Genomic DNA, 15429 nt, shown 5'->3' with positions numbered 1-15429 from the left:
TCCTTATCCGAACGACGGATCGACGAGGTTCTCGTCATAACCGTCAATCGCTTGTTCTAATTTTTGTTTGAGTGGTTCGAGCACTTCGAGATACTCGACCGGGTCTTCTGTCGCGGCCGCTTTTTGGAGCTCCGCCTCATTGTCGGTATACCACGTCCGGTACGCCTCGAAATAGTCGGTCATCGTGTCTTGATTCTCTGGTACGGTGAGTGTCTCAGACATGAGCAAGAAGACGTTATTGTCGGCTTCGAGCGCCATATAGTCGGTTTGGGCGTTCACTCGGTCGTAAATCGGACCGGCCTCATCTTCCGGCACGTCGGCGAGACGGGCGTTCGCTTCCGGATTCACCCCGTACTCGTTCGCCTCGATGCCCGTCAGCATGACTCCGACTTCTCCGATCACGTCGGCCGGGAGCAAGGCCGGTGTGACGACGAGCTTCCACTCATCCTCTTCTTTAATGGCGACTTTCGAGAGCCGGTTCGGCAGTTCGTTGCCGTCCGCGTCTTCCATCTCGTGGACGATGAAGGCGACGTCCCCGTCCTCGTTCACCCAACTCTCGTACATATCGCCTGGTGTGAGCTCGCGCGTCTTCGCGCCTGTCGCCGGGATGGCGGTCAACTCGCCCGCATAATCGATTGCTTTAAGCGCGGCCGCATCCCCGTCTTCGAGTGCTTGTTGATACGACGCATATACCGTCTCAACCGCTTCCGGGAGCGGCGCTTTCGTCTCTTCGGTCGTCTCCTCGACCGGCGCCTCTTCTCCCGTGCCGCACCCCGCAAGCAGGGCGGTGAGGGCGAGTGGCAATATCCACTGTTTCATCGAATCATTCCCTTCACAAGACGTCCTGTACCCCCATCCTACCACGACTCGATTTCGAGCGAAAACGACAAGCTTTTTTGGAAAATTGTTTCACTAGGATTTCACCAAGATTTTCGATACAATACAGACGTAAGCGCTTAACTGCTTGATCACTTTTTAAGGGGGAACGAGAATGATTCCATACAAACATGAACCATTCACAGACTTTACAAACAAAGAGAACGCCGCAGCCATCCAAGCGGCAATCGAGAAAGTGAACGGTGAGCTCGGGAAAGACTATCCGCTCGTAATCGGTGGGGAAAAAGTTACGACGGAAAGCAAAATCACGTCTTACAACCCAGCTAACAAAGAAGAAGTCATCGGACACGTCTCGAAAGCGAACCAAGAGCTCGCGGAGCGTGCGATGCAAGAAGCGCTCACTGCGTTCGACTCATGGCGTCACGTCGACCCGGCCGTCCGTGCCGACGTCTTGTTCAAAGCGGCGAACATCGTCCGCAAGCGCAAGCACGAGTTCTCGGCCTACCTCGTCAAAGAGGCAGGCAAGCCGTGGAACGAAGCAGACGCGGATACAGCGGAAGCGATCGACTTCATGGAGTACTACGCACGTCAAATGCTCGAACTCAAACCAGGTAAAAAAGTCGAGAGCCGTCCGGGCGAATACAACCGCTATGACTACATCCCACTCGGGGTCGGGATCGTCATCAGCCCTTGGAACTTCCCGTTCGCGATCATGGCAGGGACGGCCGTCGCGGCCATCGTCGCCGGTAACACGATCCTCTTGAAACCAGCTTCGACGACACCGATCGTCGCTGCGAAATTCGTCGAGGTCATGGAAGAGGCAGGCTTGCCGAAAGGCGTCCTCAACTTCATCCCAGGACCAGGCGCTGAAGTCGGTGACTACCTCGTCGACCATCCGAAGACACGCTTTATCAGCTTCACAGGTTCACGTGACGTGGGCTTGCGCATCAACGAGCGCGCCTCGAAATTGAACGACGGCCAAATCTGGCTCAAACGCGTCATCGCTGAGATGGGCGGAAAAGACACGATCGTCGTCGACGAATCAGCGGACCTCGAACTCGCGGCCCAATCGATCGTCAAATCGGCATTCGGTTTCTCAGGTCAAAAATGTTCGGCTTGTTCACGTGCCGTCATCGTCGACAGCGTGTATGATACGGTGCTCGATCGCGTCGTCGAATTGACGAACGAACTCTCGGTCGGCAACACGGAGCAGAACGAACACTTCATGGGACCAGTCATCGATGCGGCCGCGTTCAAGAAGATCACATCATACTTCGATGTCGCCAAAGAAGAAGGCAAAATCGTCGCCGGCGGAAAAGCGGACGACTCGACAGGCTACTTCGTCGAGCCGACGGTCGTCGCCGACGTCGCACCGAAAGCACGTCTCATGCAAGAAGAGATCTTTGGACCGATCGTCGCCTTCACGAAAGCGAAAGATTTCAAAGAAGCGATCGACATCGCCAACAACACGGAATACGGCTTGACGGGTGCCGTCCTCACGCGTGACCGCTCGAACCAAGAGTACGCGCGTCAGAACTTCCACGTCGGCAACTTGTATTTCAACCGTGGCTGCACAGGCGCCATCGTCGGCTATCAGCCGTTCGGCGGATTCAACATGTCAGGCACAGACTCAAAAGCAGGCGGACCGGATTATATCCAACTCCACATGCAAGCAAAAACGACGTCTGAGACGTTTTAATCCATCAGCCCGGCTCATTTGAGCCGGGCTGTTCATTACATAAAGGAGCGCCGACGCAACCGTCAGCGCTCCTTTTGTCATGCCCTCATCCGAGCGCCACGTCTAAAATCATCATGATCGTGAAGCCGAGCATCAATGCCATCGATGCCATATCTTTATGCCCGTTCTCTTGCGACCCAGGGATGACCTCTTCGACGACGACGAAAATCATCGCCCCGGCGGCAAAGCTGAGCGCGAACGGCAACAGCGGCTCCATGACGAGCACGGCCCAGACACCGACCAAGGCAGCCGCCGGTTCGACCATGCCCGATAACTGACCGTAGAAAAAACTTCGGCGCCGGGAGAGGCCGTCTCGTCTGAGCGGGAGCGACACGGCCGCACCTTCCGGAAAGTTTTGAATGCCGATGCCGATGGCCAAGGCGATGGCACCCGTCAGCGAAGCGGACGGGAAATCGGCCGCGACCGCCCCGAAGGCGACGCCGACGGCCAGTCCTTCCGGAATGTTGTGCAGCGTGATCGCCAAGACGAGCAACGTGCTCCGCTTTCGTTTTTGCGGGCGGATACCTTCCGCGTCCTCAATAGGAGATGTCGGATGCACGTGCGGGATCAGTTTGTCGACGACCGCCAAAAACAGACCGCCCGCTAAAAAGCCGACGGTCGCCGGCAACCAAGCCGGCATCGCGTCTTGCTCCGCCATCTCGATGGCTGGCGCAAGGAGTGACCAAAAACTAGCGGCGATCATGACCCCGCCGGCAAACCCGAGCATACTGTCCATCAACCGCGCGTTGATCGACTTCGTCATAAAGACGATGGCCGCCCCAAGCGCGGTCATCCCCCACGTGAACATCGTCCCGAGCAGTGCCTGCATGGCCGGGCTCAGTTGAGCCACCCATTCCCACATCACCGTCGCCCCCTTTTCACCTTATTCTTTTCCCGGGACACACGCGTTGCTAACGACAAAAAAAGAGGAGAGCCGGTTCGCTCTCCTCCATACTATTAAAACGCGCGCATCAAGTTCGCCATCTCGATGGCCGCCGTTGCCGCTTCCCAGCCTTTGTTCCCGGCTTTCGTGCCGGCGCGCTCGATGGCCTGCTCGATCGTCTCGGTCGTCAAGACGCCGAAGATGACCGGTACTTCTGACTGATAACTTGCTTGGGCGACACCTTTTGCCGCTTCGCTACAGACGTAGTCGAAGTGCGGCGTCGCGCCGCGGATGACCGCCCCGAGCGTGATGACGGCATCATATTTCTTGCTCATCGCCATTTTTTTGGCGACGAGCGGGAGTTCGAACGCGCCCGGGACGAACGCGATCTCGACGTCATCTTGTTCGACGCCGTGGCGCTTGAGCGCATCTTTCGCTCCGTCCAGTAAGCGCATCGTGATGAGATCATTGAACCGTCCGACGACGATTCCGACTTTCAAGCCTTTTCCTACCAAGTTTCCTTCAAATGTATGCATCATGATTCTTCTCCTCCAAAATGGTTCATTTTTTGTTGTTTCGTCATTCGGTACTTCTCGTTCGCCGCATGGGCGCCGACGATAATCGGGACACGTTCGATGACCGTGATCCCGCACGCTTCTAAGGCATCGACTTTTTCTGGGTTGTTCGTCATGAGCCGGACGTTCGTGATCCCGAGGTCACGAAGCATCGCCGCGCTGACCCGGTAATCGCGTAAATCGGCGTGCAGACCGAGCGCAACGTTCGCCTCGACCGTATCTAGCCCTTGTTCTTGTAGTTCGTACGCCTTCAACTTGTTGAGCAGACCGATGCCGCGCCCTTCTTGTCTCATATACAAGATGACACCACCTTCGGCTTCCACTTTCGCCATCGCTGTATCGAGTTGTGGCCCGCAGTCGCAACGATATGAGCCGAACACGTCGCCGGTCAGACACTCGGAATGGATGCGGACGAGCGGCGCATATTCGAGCTCACCTTTAAGGAGTGCGACGTGTTCTTCCCGGTCGAGGACGTTCCGATACCCGATCAATCGGAAGTCCCCTTTCACCGAGGGGAGCGATACGTCCGCCTCTCGGCTGACGAGATCCGTCTCCATATAGCGGACGAGCGCTTCGATCGTGATGAACTTTAAATCGTGTTCTTCCGCGACGCGTTCGAGGTCCGCCACCCGGGCCATCTCGCCGTCTGGGCGGATGATTTCACAGATGACGGCGACCGCTTCACTTCCGGCGAGGCGCGCCAAGTCGACCGACGCTTCCGTATGCCCGCGCCGGACCGAGACGCCACCTTTTTTGGCGATGAGCGGGAAGATATGACCGGGACGTTGGAAATCGGCTGGACGGGCGTTGATGTTCGCGAGTTCGCGGACCGTATGGGCCCGTTCGCTCGCCGAGATGCCCGTCGTCGAATCGACGTGATCGACGCTGACCGTGAACGCCGTCCCGTGTGGATCGGTGCTGTTCGCGACCATCGGCTGCAAATCGAGCCGGACGGCCACTTCTTCGGCCAGGGAGGCGCAGACGAGCCCTTTCCCTTCCGTGATGAGGAAGTTCATCGTCTCTGCTGTCATTTTATCCGCGAGGACGACGAAGTCTCCTTCGTTCTCACGGTCCTCATCGTCGACGACGATAATCGGTCGTCCCATCTTCAAATCTTCGACTGCTTCTTCAATCGTGTGGAACATTACCATCCCGCCTTTCCATACCCTTGCGACGCCAATGATTCAAGCGTCATCGGTTTTTGATTTACGAGTTTTTCCATATATTTAGCCAACATGTCACATTCCAAATTGACCGCGTCTCCTGCCTGTTTCATCCCGAGCACCGTCTCACTGTACGTATGTGGGATGAGTGACAACGTGAACCCGCGTTCGGTGACATCAAACACCGTCAAGCTCGTCCCGTCGACCGAAATCGAACCTTTTGGGACGATATAGCGGAGGAGCGACGGCTCGCAACTGATGTCGACATAGACGGCGTTCGCGAGCGACCGTTTTTTCACGATGCGCCCGACCCCATCGACGTGACCCGAGACGAAATGGCCGCCGAAGCGTCCGTTCGCGGGCATAGCCCGCTCCAAGTTGACGTTCGTGCCGGGGCGGACCCCATCAAGACTCGACGCTTTGAGCGTCTCCGGCATGACGTCGACCGAGAAACTGTCGCGATCGAACGTCGTCACCGTGAGACAGATGCCGTTGACGGAGATGCTGTCACCGAGCTTCACGTCCTCGAGGACGACCTGTCCGGCGAGCGTGAGCCGCAGGGATGACCCGTTCCGTTTCACTGCCTTGACACTACCAATCTCTTCAACGATTCCCGTGAACATCGGACTCCCCCTTTCGCATGATCAGTTTAATGTCGGTGCCGACCGTCTCGACCGATTGAACCTCATACCGTTCGACCGTATCGAGCGGCCCGTCATGATGCGAGCGGTAGAAACCGCCCTTGCCGCCGAACACGCGTGGCGACTGATACATGACCCACTCGTCGACGAACTGTCCGTCCAAGAGTGAAGTGACGAGTGTCGGTCCCGCTTCGACGAGCATACGACCGACGCCGCGTGCGTAGACGTCTTGCAGGACAGCTTCGAGCGATGTGTAGTCGGCGAGCTCAACGCCGCGTTGTGTGAACGCGTCCCGCTTCACTCGATCGTCGGACGTCGTGTAGAGCAATACCGGCACATCGTTCGCCGTCCGGACGAGCTGACTCGAGAGCGGCGTACGCAACTCACGGTCGAGCACGATTCGGAGCGGTTGTGTCGTCTCACGGTCGAGCCGGACGGTGAGTGCCGGATCGTCGGCGAGGACGGTGCCGACACCGGTCAAAACGGCGTCGACCGTCGCCCGCAGTTCATGGACGTCCCGTCTCGCTGCCGTCCCCGTCACCCACTTGCTGTCACCGTGATCGAGCGCGACTTTGCCGTCGAGGCTCGTCGCCGTCTTCAAGATGACGTAAGGCCGCTTCGTCTCGAGTGAACGTAAGAACGCCGTATTGAGCGCCCGCGCCTCACGCTCGAGCAGCCCGACCTCGACGTCAATCCCGGCCGCTTTCAACCGGGCGATGCCGCGCCCTGAGACGAGCGGATTCGGGTCTTCCATCGCGATGACGGCACGCTTGATGCCGGACTCGACGAGCAGGTCGGCACACGGCGGCGTCTTGCCGTGATGCGAGCACGGTTCGAGCGTGACGTACATCGTCGCACCGTAGGCGGCAGCGCCGGCCATGCGGATGGCATGCACCTCGGCATGCGCTTCCCCGGCTTTCAGATGAGCGCCGAACCCGACGACCCGGCCGTCTTTGACGACGACGGCGCCGACGCGCGGGTTGATGCCGGTCGATGAGGCGGACTTGGCCAATTGGATGGCTTGTTGCATGTACTGATTCATAATCTCCCTCCTTGTTTCGCACAAACAAAAAGACCTCAAGGAATGATCCTCAAGGTCTCGGTGGGAGGTGTCGGTCGTCATTTGGGCAAGCCAAATAAGCGTTTTCTTTACAGAAAAACGTACGACGAACTACAGGTCACGTGGACCTGTTCTGTTTCCTTCTCCCATCCAGACTATACTGTCGGCTCTAGAATCGCACTAGATCCACCGTTCGCACACGTGCGCCCGGGTCACGGACTTAAGGCTCGCGCCTATCACCGCCGGTTGGGACTTTCACCCGACCCCGAAGGAATATTTGTTTGTACGATTCCACTTTAGCGCAAAAATAAATCGATGGCAAAACGAAATGCGCAAAAAGGCGCCGCTCGAGTGAGCAGCGCCTTCAGAATCATGCCAAGAATAGGACGACGAGGAGACCGACGATCCAGCAATAGAACGAGAAATATTTGAGTTCGCCTTTTGCCATGATGTGTTGGAACCATTTGAGCGAGATGGCCGTGAGCGCATACGAGGCGATGAACGCCAAGATGAGCGGTCCGAACAGTTCACGCGTTTCCGGATTCGTGAACAGCGCCGGTCCATCTAAAATCATCGTCCCGAGACTGACCGGGATGAATAAGAAGAACGAGAAGCGGAGGGCCGACTCTTGCTTGATGCCGAGGAGCATCGCCATGACGATTGTGGCGCCGGAGCGGCTGATCCCTGGAATGAGTGCGACCGCTTGAGCAAGTCCAATCAAAATCGCGTCGCGGAGCGTGATGCCGCCGTCCCCTTTGTTTCCACGCATGTTGCGGATGAACCAGAGCGCAAGCCCGGTCAAGATGAGCGTGTAACCGACCGTGGCGACTCCACCGAGCGTCTCCCCGATCCAATCACCGAACAAGACACCGAGCAAACCAGCCGGGACGGTCGCGACAAGCAAGAGCCCGATGAACTTAACATCAATCATCGTTTCGTCGCTACGATCTTTCTTAAATAAGAACGTCCACAGACTGACGACGAGACGGACGACGTCTTTCCGATAAATCGTCAAGACGGCGAGCAGCGAGGCGAAGTTCACGAATATCTCGAACGAGAGTCCCGGCAGTTCGATATCGAACAGCTCTTGGAAGATGACCAAGTGACCGCTTGACGAAATCGGGATCGGCTCCGTGAAGCCTTGAATCAAACCGAGCAGTAAGTAGAACAACCATATTGTCATATCGTAATATCCTCTTTTCTTTTTTACATCAATTCCATTATTTTAGCAGACCGTCTGTTTCACTGACCAGCCTTTCAAAAAAAATTCGTTATTTTCAAAACTTTCATTGATTAGTCTGAAAATTAAATTTATTATAGAAGAGTACTCAACTGGTGCAACGGTGATGACCCCATTGGCCAGTTGGGTACTTTTTCGTACAGAATATGACATTTACGCCATCATAAAACTTTTTGTTTACAATTGAACCCATTTAATATTAAATTTGTAATAGAACTGTTACCATTTTTTCAAAGTATAAACAGGTCTTTAGACCTACCAGTTCATAAAATCGGTTTAAAAAAACTTGAAGAATGCACTTATAAATTGTAAAAACTGGCCGATAGTATGATTGTAGAAGCAACTTCGTCATCTTTGTCGGTTCAGATATGAGTCCATGGAAGGAGGAACCATCATTGAGTCAAACGCTATCCACTAAATCCCACCACTTGTCCACCGAACAGCAGAGGATGATTCACTGTATCCGTCTACTCGGCGACTTGTTGAAGGAACGTCCCCGTCGCTCTGTATATCGTCGCTTCGCGATGGAACAAAGCTGGCCATCTCCCGAGTCGATTATCCGACAGTTCGGGTCATGGGCAGAGGCGCTCGCCATCGCCGGCTACGAATGGCATGGAGAGGCGACCGTCGACCTCCCAGATAAAATGCCGAAGTACACGCGCGAAGATATCATCGAGACGCTCGCCCTCTACTCGCGCGACATGGGATCGATCATCACGCTCAAAAAATATCAGGAATGGCGCAAGCTTCATCCGAAAGCACCAAGCCATTACCATATCGTCAAGACGTTCGGCTCGTGGCATGACGCCTGTGCCGAAGCCGGACTTGAAGCGAGTGTGACCTATTCCAAATCCGAGCTCTCGAACGCACTCCGTGAAGCGATTCACGAGATGGGCTTCTCTCTTTCCTTCGAGGCGTATCGCGAATGGGCAAAACGAAACAACAAACCATCCACGAAAGCCATCCTTCATCGTTACGGCTCGTGGTCGGCTGCGATTCACGCGGTCGAGTCAGAAATCTTCAATCAGAAATTATAATCTTTCATTCATAAGGAGGACGCCGGGTATCCGGTGTCCTCCTTTATTGCGTTAACAATTGATTGCTTGATCATAGAGGATCGCCACCTCAGCCGGCACCCTCCATTCCTGGGGCGCTGCGGATGCCTCCGCAGCGCGTGCCGCGCTTTACGGGGTCATCCTTGCATCGCTCTCCCCTAGGAGTTCGGGCGCCGGCCTTGGTTAGCGAATCGAACACATCTCACTTGCGTTACAGTCTAACCTCAACTTATAGAAACTGATTAAGCTTCATGTCTGGACGAGTCTAGTCATTTCGGAACACAAGTAAAGGAGAATCTCGATGATTGAGATTCTCCTTTTATCATTGAATCCGTTCCGTCGACGTGTCGCGATAATGGGCGACCCGGTCCCGGCCGTTAAATTTCGCACCGACGTACATGGCCCGGTCTGCGTGACGCAGCAACGTGTCGAGTTCCTCATACTCGTGAATTGTCTCGATGCCGATGCTCGCCGTCACCTGGACGCGAATTCCTTCCGAGCCGAACGGATGAGTGCGAAGCGCTTGGCGAATCTTCTCCCCCGTCACGATGGCAGCAGCCTCATCCATGCGTGGGAAGACGAAAACGAACTCTTCGCCGCCGTAACGGGTGACGAGATCCCCGCTTCGGATAAGACGCGTGAACAATTCCCCAGCCTCGATCAACACCTCATCGCCGAACGCGTGACCGTACGTGTCGTTGATCGCCTTAAAATGATCTAGGTCGACCAAGAACACTGACAACGGATACGATGCGACATCGTTCAACCGCTCTTTCGTCCACCGCTTGAGCGCCCGCTGGTTCGGGAGTCCCGTCATCGGATCGGTCAAACTTTCATGTTGGAGACGGTTCCGCTCGTCAATCCGTTCGAGCGACCAGGACAGTGTCTTCAACAGGCGATGGAGCTCGACGGCGATCGCCCCGTCGTAAGCCCCGTTCGCCGTCGTCGAGATCATACAGCTGACCGCGTTCGTCGTGCTCGACACCGGTTGGATGACGAGTGCCGAATGATGGAGCTCGGTTTGATGTGCCTGCAGGTCGGGATGCCACTCATGAAGCGAATCGTACACAAAGTACGGTTCTTCCGCGTCGCGGTGCCGCTCGAGTGTGGAGGCGTCGGCGACGGGGGTGGACGTACGGCCGCTGATATCATAAAACGTCCGGTGCCCGTCCCGATTGACTTGGAGCCAGCCGCGCTCGAGCTCGACGACTTCCCGTAGCCCGTTCCAAAACTTCTCGATGAGCAGTTGCTCGTTGTCGACGCGGTAAAGTTGCTCTTTCAACCGTTCGACTTGATCGATCTTCGACTGCGTCTCTTCGGTCTCCGTCGCTTTCGATAACCCCATCTTGAGGAGCGACAGGATGAGGAACGTCGCCATCAGCCCCGTGTATCCGAATAGTTGGAACGCCTCGATGGCGACCATCGTGAACAACAGCTCGAGCGAGATGACGAGCCAGTCAAAACGCAGCAGGCGCCACATGATCGGGAGCGGGATCCGTTCCCCAATCAAGAACCGCGATAGCAGGAAACTGAAGCCGAGGACGAGGAACAAGACGGCAAAGAAGCCAATCAGCGCCGTACCTTGTTCGAGCAGATGAACGTTCGGTCCAATCTGTCCGCCGAGCCGCAAATAGACGAGCCCCGGCAAGACGAGGAGCATCGCCTCGATTAACGTATTAAGCGGATAGAAATGCAAAAAACGCCGACGTCCGACTTTGTTCGTGAACGTCCGGGCCTGAAACGTGAGTAAGAGGAGCTGTCCCATCAACAAGGCCGGCAACAGGCCGTACAAGAAGAACGTCATGAAGACGAACATCTCATGGAACGTAAAGTGAAGGTGCCGTCGCTTGAGAGGGTTCATGACGAACAGGGCGCCGAGCGTGAAGATGAACCAAAATAACGACCAATCAAACGTACCTATGCCGAGCCACATGTAGGCGAGGATTCCCATGAAGACGAGCGACCACGAGAACCAGCTTCTGATGAGGTACTTCCGAAATCGCATCGTCTCCCCCCTTTTCTTTATCATTCCTACATAGTATGAAGGGTTTTGGTGGAAGATTCCAGCCGTTGTTTGAAAGTTGTGACAATAAAAAAAAGATCGCGACTCGCGTCACGATCCTGTCATCACTTTGCTTTTAAGAACGAAAAACCGATCGAGCCTGACCCCGTGTGGGCCCCAAGGAGCGGTGCGAGTGTGTCGACCCGAATTTTGGCTTTGTCGCCGAGTTCACGTTTCCACGACTCGGCCAGTTCTGGCACGTTCCCGTGGAAAATCGAGACGTCCGTGCATTCACCCGAATCGATGACTTGACGGAGCGCTTCGAACAACTGGGCTTGCGCCTTCTTATACGTCCGAACCGTTTGATACGGAACGATAAGACCGTCTTCGAAGCGAAGCACCGGCTTCAATTGCAACATATTCCCGATGAGCGCTTTCGACTTCGAGATTCGGCCGCCTTTTTGCATTTGCGTCAAGTTTTGCAAAATCAATTCGATGTGGACGTCCTCGACTCGTTGTTTCATATACGCTTCGACGTCCTCGAGCGTATCCCCACGCTCGACGCGTTCAATCAACTCTTCAAGCATGAGCCCCATCGTGTAGATGCCGGCCCGTGAGTCGATGGCGAGCAGTTTGAACTCGGCAATCTCTGCACCTTGAACCGATGCCGAATACGTCCCGCTCAAGTCCGACGACAAGTGGACGGCGATGCCCATATCATATTGGTCTTTGATGCTCTCATACAAGGTGACGAAGTCGCCGATGGCCGGTTGGCTCGTCGAGACGCGTTCACCTGCATCAATCCATTCGTACACAGTCTTGGCATCGACCTCGACCCCGTCTTTATACGGCTGGTCGCCTTTGACGACATAGAGCGGAACGATATGGATGTCCGGGTGGTGTTGAATCGAATCAGGAAGGACGACCGTGCTGTCCGTAATATAAGCAATTTTCATGTGTTAGCTCTCCTTCAATCTGAATTAGTACCTGGTAATATTATTTTATCACAGGTGAAGCGGTTTCACTATTTTTTCAAAATTGAAATCCTATGAAGTTTCACATATTCCCGTCCGCGATGTGCTCGAAACGGGTAAAAGATAACATCGGACAAAGGAGGAATCGGTATGATTCACATTCAGCACGTCAATAAAATCTATAAGACCGGGGATGTCGAGACCGCGGCGTTGAAAGACATCGATTTGACGATCAATGACGGGGCCTTCGTCGTCATCCTCGGCCCGAGCGGGAGCGGCAAGAGTACGTTGTTGAACGTCATCAGCGGCCTCGACACGGTGACGTCCGGGACGATCACGTTCGGTGACACCGTCTTGACGGACTTATCGTCCGAGCAGATGACAGCGTTTCGACGCGACCATCTCGGCTTCATCTTTCAACAATATAATCTACTCCAAAACTTGACCGTCTACGAGAACGTTCAAATCGGGGCCGATTTATCGACCGACCCGCTCCCAATCGAAGAGTTGTTAGATCAAGTCGGGTTAGCGGCTGCCCGTGACAAATACCCGTACCAATTGTCGGGCGGCGAGCAACAACGCGTCTCGGTCGCCCGGAGTCTCGCCAAAAATCCGTCCATCATCTTCTGCGACGAACCGACGGGCTCGCTCGATGAGGACAATTCAAAACGGGTGCTCGAACTGCTCGAGCGCTTGAACGAGACGTACAACAAGACGGTCGTCGTCATCACGCACAACACGGGCATCAGTGAGATGGCCGATGACGTCATCAAAATGAACTCGGGACGGATCGTGGAGTATACGCACAACCCGGTCCGAAAAGCCGCTCGCGACATCCACTGGGGGTGAGACAGATGCTGTATAAAAACGTATGGAAGACGCTCACCGGCAAATGGATGCAACTCCTTGCTATCGCCGTCATCATCGTCATGAGCTCGCTCACGTATACGATGATGTTTTATGGGATCAGCGGCATCGAAGTGCCGACCGAGGAGTATCTCGCCTCATCGAATCAAGAGGATTTTGCCGTCGAGATGCTGAACCGGGTCACGGAAGAAGAGGCGTCCCTGCCTGAGTTGGCGGACTTCATCGCCTCCGGCCGCTACACGCTCTCGGACTTGCAACGTGTCAACGAGGCGGCCTTCGATGACTTGATCGCGGCACGTATCGACGCCGTTGAGGTCGAGATGGACGTTGCGACGCTTGAGCTCCGCGCCTCGAAGCTTTTGACCTACCCGTTCGGCTCGAGCGAACACCGCGGACTCGTCTTGAAAGAAGCGGACACGATCAACGTGTCTTATCTCGAGGCGGGCCGACGACCGAATCAAAACGATGAGGTCGCCATCAATGCGAAATACGCCGAGAAGAACGAGATTGAAATCGGTGATTCGCTCGACCTCGGTACCCCTTTCACGGTGAGCGGATTCGTCTTGTTCCCTGACTACACGCTCCCGCTGTTTGATGAGAACTTCTTCAATTTGGATCCCGGCACGCAGACACTCCTTTTGATGACGGACGCCGCCTACGACGAGGTGATTGGAACCGAATCGTTCCGCCTTGCCGGTGTCACTGACGGGACGGTCGTGACCGACGTCGAGCTCCCGTTCGTCATCTCGGTCATGGAAACGGAAAACATCATGCGCAGCGGCGCCATCTATAGCGAGATCTCATCTGGTAAAGCGATGGCGCTCGGCTTGAGCCTGTTCATCGTCTCGATTGCCGTCATCATCGTCGCCATCCTGATTTCGAACATGCTCGAGGCCGAGCGCGGACAAATCGGGCTCTTGAAAGCGATTGGTTACAACCGCCGCCAAATCGCGGTCCCGTACCTAGTCTTCATCTTGTTGTTCGCGACGCTCATGCTCGTCATCGGCTATTTCCTCGGGCTCTACTTCGCCGAGCCGCTCAAAAACCTGTACCTCGATTTCTATCTATTGCCGTCCATTACCATCGCCCAAAGCCCGCTCGTCTTTCTCACGGCCGTCTTCGCCCCGCTCCTGTTCTTCGCGCTCGTGGCGGGAGCCGTCATCTATAAAATCATGGGCGAGAGCGCTCTCGCTTTGCTGTCGCCTCGAGACAACGCCTCACTCAATCGACTGAGCCGCATCGTCAGCCGTCTGCTCCGGAACGCCCGCGGCAAGACGAAATTCAAATATTTATACGCCGTCAAAAGCACGGGCAGCTTCATCATCTTCTTTTTCGGTATCCTGTTCTCGACGCTCCTCATCGTCTTCGCCCTCATGATGAACGGGGCGGTCGACCGGATGACGGTCGGCGAGTTGAACGAGGCCGACTATGAATATGAGGCGTACACGACGACGCAACCCGTGCTCGAAGATGGACAAGAGCCGTTCCTCACCTACCCGTTCGCCTTCGCTCAAGACAACCTTGTCACGTTGAAAGGGCTCGATGCGACGAACACACTCTATCCTCTCGAAGACGAAGACGGGAACGAACTGGTACCGAAAGCGGATGAGATCATCGTCAACGCCTCACTCGCCTTGAAGCTCGGCCTCGAGACCGGGGACACGCTTGACATCGAACTCGACAACGAGACGTTGTCGTACCCGATCGGAGGTATCGCCGACGAATATGCGGGCGATGTCGTCTACCTGCCTCGAGCAACGCTCAGCGAACAATTATCGAACGGGACGACACGTGATTTGTTCAACGGGATTTATGCGACCGAACGGCCGGACGAGACGGACTATCCGACGGTCATCTCACGAAGCGGTCTGATTGAGCAGTCCCAATCGATCAATGAGTACATGAACTTGATGATGAACGTCATGATTGGCGGATCGGCCTTGATCGCCTTCAGCATCCTGTTCGTCTTGACCGCACTCACGGTCGAGAAAAATTATTACGTCATCTCGCTCTTGAAAGTGATGGGCTACGACCGGCGCGAGGTCCGCTCGATGATTCTCAATAGCTACTTCATCTACGCGCTCATCTCGGCCCTGCTCAGCATCCCGATCGCCCTCGTCATCTTGCGGGTCATCATCATCGTGTTCGCGGAAGATTATGGACTCGTCTTGCCGCTCGAGTTCGAGTGGATTTATCTGCTTTACACACTCGGTGCGGTGACGCTCCTCTTCTTCGCAAGCACGTTCATCAGCCGTCGCAAGATCGATCAGATTCCGCTCCAAGAAGTATTGAAGACGTATCAAGAATAATTTTTCGCCAAATAGGGCATAATAAGAGAAGAGACCAGGCCTCTCCCTGTGAGGGGCCTGACTATTTGAAGAAGAGGATGATTCT

The 15429-nt window shown here is 55.2% G+C and carries 13 protein-coding genes and 1 riboswitch; of the genes, 4 read left to right on the top strand and 9 right to left on the bottom strand.

Translation table 11 applies throughout. The features are described from left to right. Nucleotides 1-3: 3 nt before the first annotated feature. Nucleotides 4-819, bottom strand: coding sequence for a nuclear transport factor 2 family protein (locus KNP60_RS02965; RefSeq protein WP_214754001.1), 816 nt, complete (start codon nucleotides 817-819; stop codon nucleotides 4-6). 172 nt (nucleotides 820-991) lie between these two features. Between KNP60_RS02965 and pruA the strand changes: the two genes are divergently transcribed. Beyond that, nucleotides 992-2536 (top strand): L-glutamate gamma-semialdehyde dehydrogenase, encoded by a 1545-nt coding sequence (gene pruA, locus KNP60_RS02960; RefSeq protein WP_034778762.1) that lies wholly within the window; start codon nucleotides 992-994, stop codon nucleotides 2534-2536. Between the two features lie 85 nt (nucleotides 2537-2621). Here the strand turns inward: pruA and KNP60_RS02955 are convergent, their stop codons facing one another. From KNP60_RS02955 to KNP60_RS02930, 6 genes are all read right to left on the bottom strand, one after another. Then, complete coding sequence (locus tag KNP60_RS02955) at nucleotides 2622-3437, bottom strand: ZIP family metal transporter (protein ID WP_214754002.1); 816 nt, start codon at nucleotides 3435-3437, stop codon at nucleotides 2622-2624. Between the two features lie 95 nt (nucleotides 3438-3532). After that, nucleotides 3533-3997, bottom strand: coding sequence for a 6,7-dimethyl-8-ribityllumazine synthase (gene ribH / locus KNP60_RS02950; RefSeq protein WP_034778766.1), 465 nt, complete (start codon nucleotides 3995-3997; stop codon nucleotides 3533-3535). Beyond that, entirely contained in the window at nucleotides 3994-5178 is a 1185-nt protein-coding gene (gene ribB, locus KNP60_RS02945; protein WP_214796902.1) for a 3,4-dihydroxy-2-butanone-4-phosphate synthase, read from the bottom strand. Before ribB ends, ribH begins: the two co-directional genes overlap by 4 nt. Next, nucleotides 5178-5819 carry a riboflavin synthase gene (ribE, locus tag KNP60_RS02940; protein ID WP_214796901.1) on the bottom strand — a complete coding sequence of 214 codons (642 nt, stop codon included), beginning with the start codon at nucleotides 5817-5819 and terminating at the stop codon, nucleotides 5178-5180. The genes ribB and ribE overlap by 1 nt, the downstream gene beginning before the upstream one ends. Then, on the bottom strand, nucleotides 5800-6879 hold the full coding sequence (ribD, locus tag KNP60_RS02935; RefSeq protein WP_214796900.1) for a bifunctional diaminohydroxyphosphoribosylaminopyrimidine deaminase/5-amino-6-(5-phosphoribosylamino)uracil reductase RibD: 1080 nt from the start codon (nucleotides 6877-6879) through the stop codon (nucleotides 5800-5802). Before ribD ends, ribE begins: the two co-directional genes overlap by 20 nt. 152 nt (nucleotides 6880-7031) lie before the next feature. Continuing rightward, a riboswitch (FMN riboswitch) is annotated at nucleotides 7032-7174 on the bottom strand. Nucleotides 7175-7267: 93 nt separating this feature from the next. Beyond that, complete coding sequence (locus KNP60_RS02930) at nucleotides 7268-8080, bottom strand: undecaprenyl-diphosphate phosphatase (protein WP_034778775.1); 813 nt, start codon at nucleotides 8078-8080, stop codon at nucleotides 7268-7270. A 452-nt stretch (nucleotides 8081-8532) separates the two neighbouring features. Between KNP60_RS02930 and KNP60_RS02925 the strand changes: the two genes are divergently transcribed. Further along, nucleotides 8533-9174, top strand: a complete 642-nt coding sequence (locus KNP60_RS02925) for a homing endonuclease associated repeat-containing protein (RefSeq protein WP_233004553.1) — start codon at nucleotides 8533-8535, stop codon at nucleotides 9172-9174. Nucleotides 9175-9514: 340 nt separating this feature from the next. On the opposite strand, the gene KNP60_RS02920 is transcribed toward KNP60_RS02925, so the two are convergent. After that, nucleotides 9515-11197 carry a GGDEF domain-containing protein gene (locus KNP60_RS02920; RefSeq protein ID WP_214796899.1) on the bottom strand — a complete coding sequence of 561 codons (1683 nt, stop codon included), beginning with the start codon at nucleotides 11195-11197 and terminating at the stop codon, nucleotides 9515-9517. Between the two features lie 122 nt (nucleotides 11198-11319). Continuing rightward, complete coding sequence (locus tag KNP60_RS02915) at nucleotides 11320-12150, bottom strand: DegV family protein (RefSeq protein ID WP_214754012.1); 831 nt, start codon at nucleotides 12148-12150, stop codon at nucleotides 11320-11322. A 168-nt stretch (nucleotides 12151-12318) separates the two neighbouring features. Between KNP60_RS02915 and KNP60_RS02910 the strand changes: the two genes are divergently transcribed. Together KNP60_RS02910 and KNP60_RS02905 are read left to right on the top strand one after the other, a co-directional pair. Next, the gene (locus KNP60_RS02910; RefSeq protein ID WP_214796898.1) at nucleotides 12319-13017 is read left to right on the top strand and encodes an ABC transporter ATP-binding protein; all 699 of its coding nucleotides are present in this window, start codon (nucleotides 12319-12321) and stop codon (nucleotides 13015-13017) included. 5 nt (nucleotides 13018-13022) lie between these two features. Next, nucleotides 13023-15344 (top strand): ABC transporter permease, encoded by a 2322-nt coding sequence (locus KNP60_RS02905; RefSeq protein WP_214796897.1) that lies wholly within the window; start codon nucleotides 13023-13025, stop codon nucleotides 15342-15344. Nucleotides 15345-15429 lie beyond the last annotated feature (85 nt).

It is taken from the genome of Exiguobacterium sp. s5 (assembly GCF_018618075.1).
Taxonomy (GTDB): Bacteria; Bacillota; Bacilli; order Exiguobacteriales; family Exiguobacteriaceae; genus Exiguobacterium; species Exiguobacterium mexicanum_A.
This window is presented reverse-complemented; position numbering and strand designations above follow the sequence as displayed.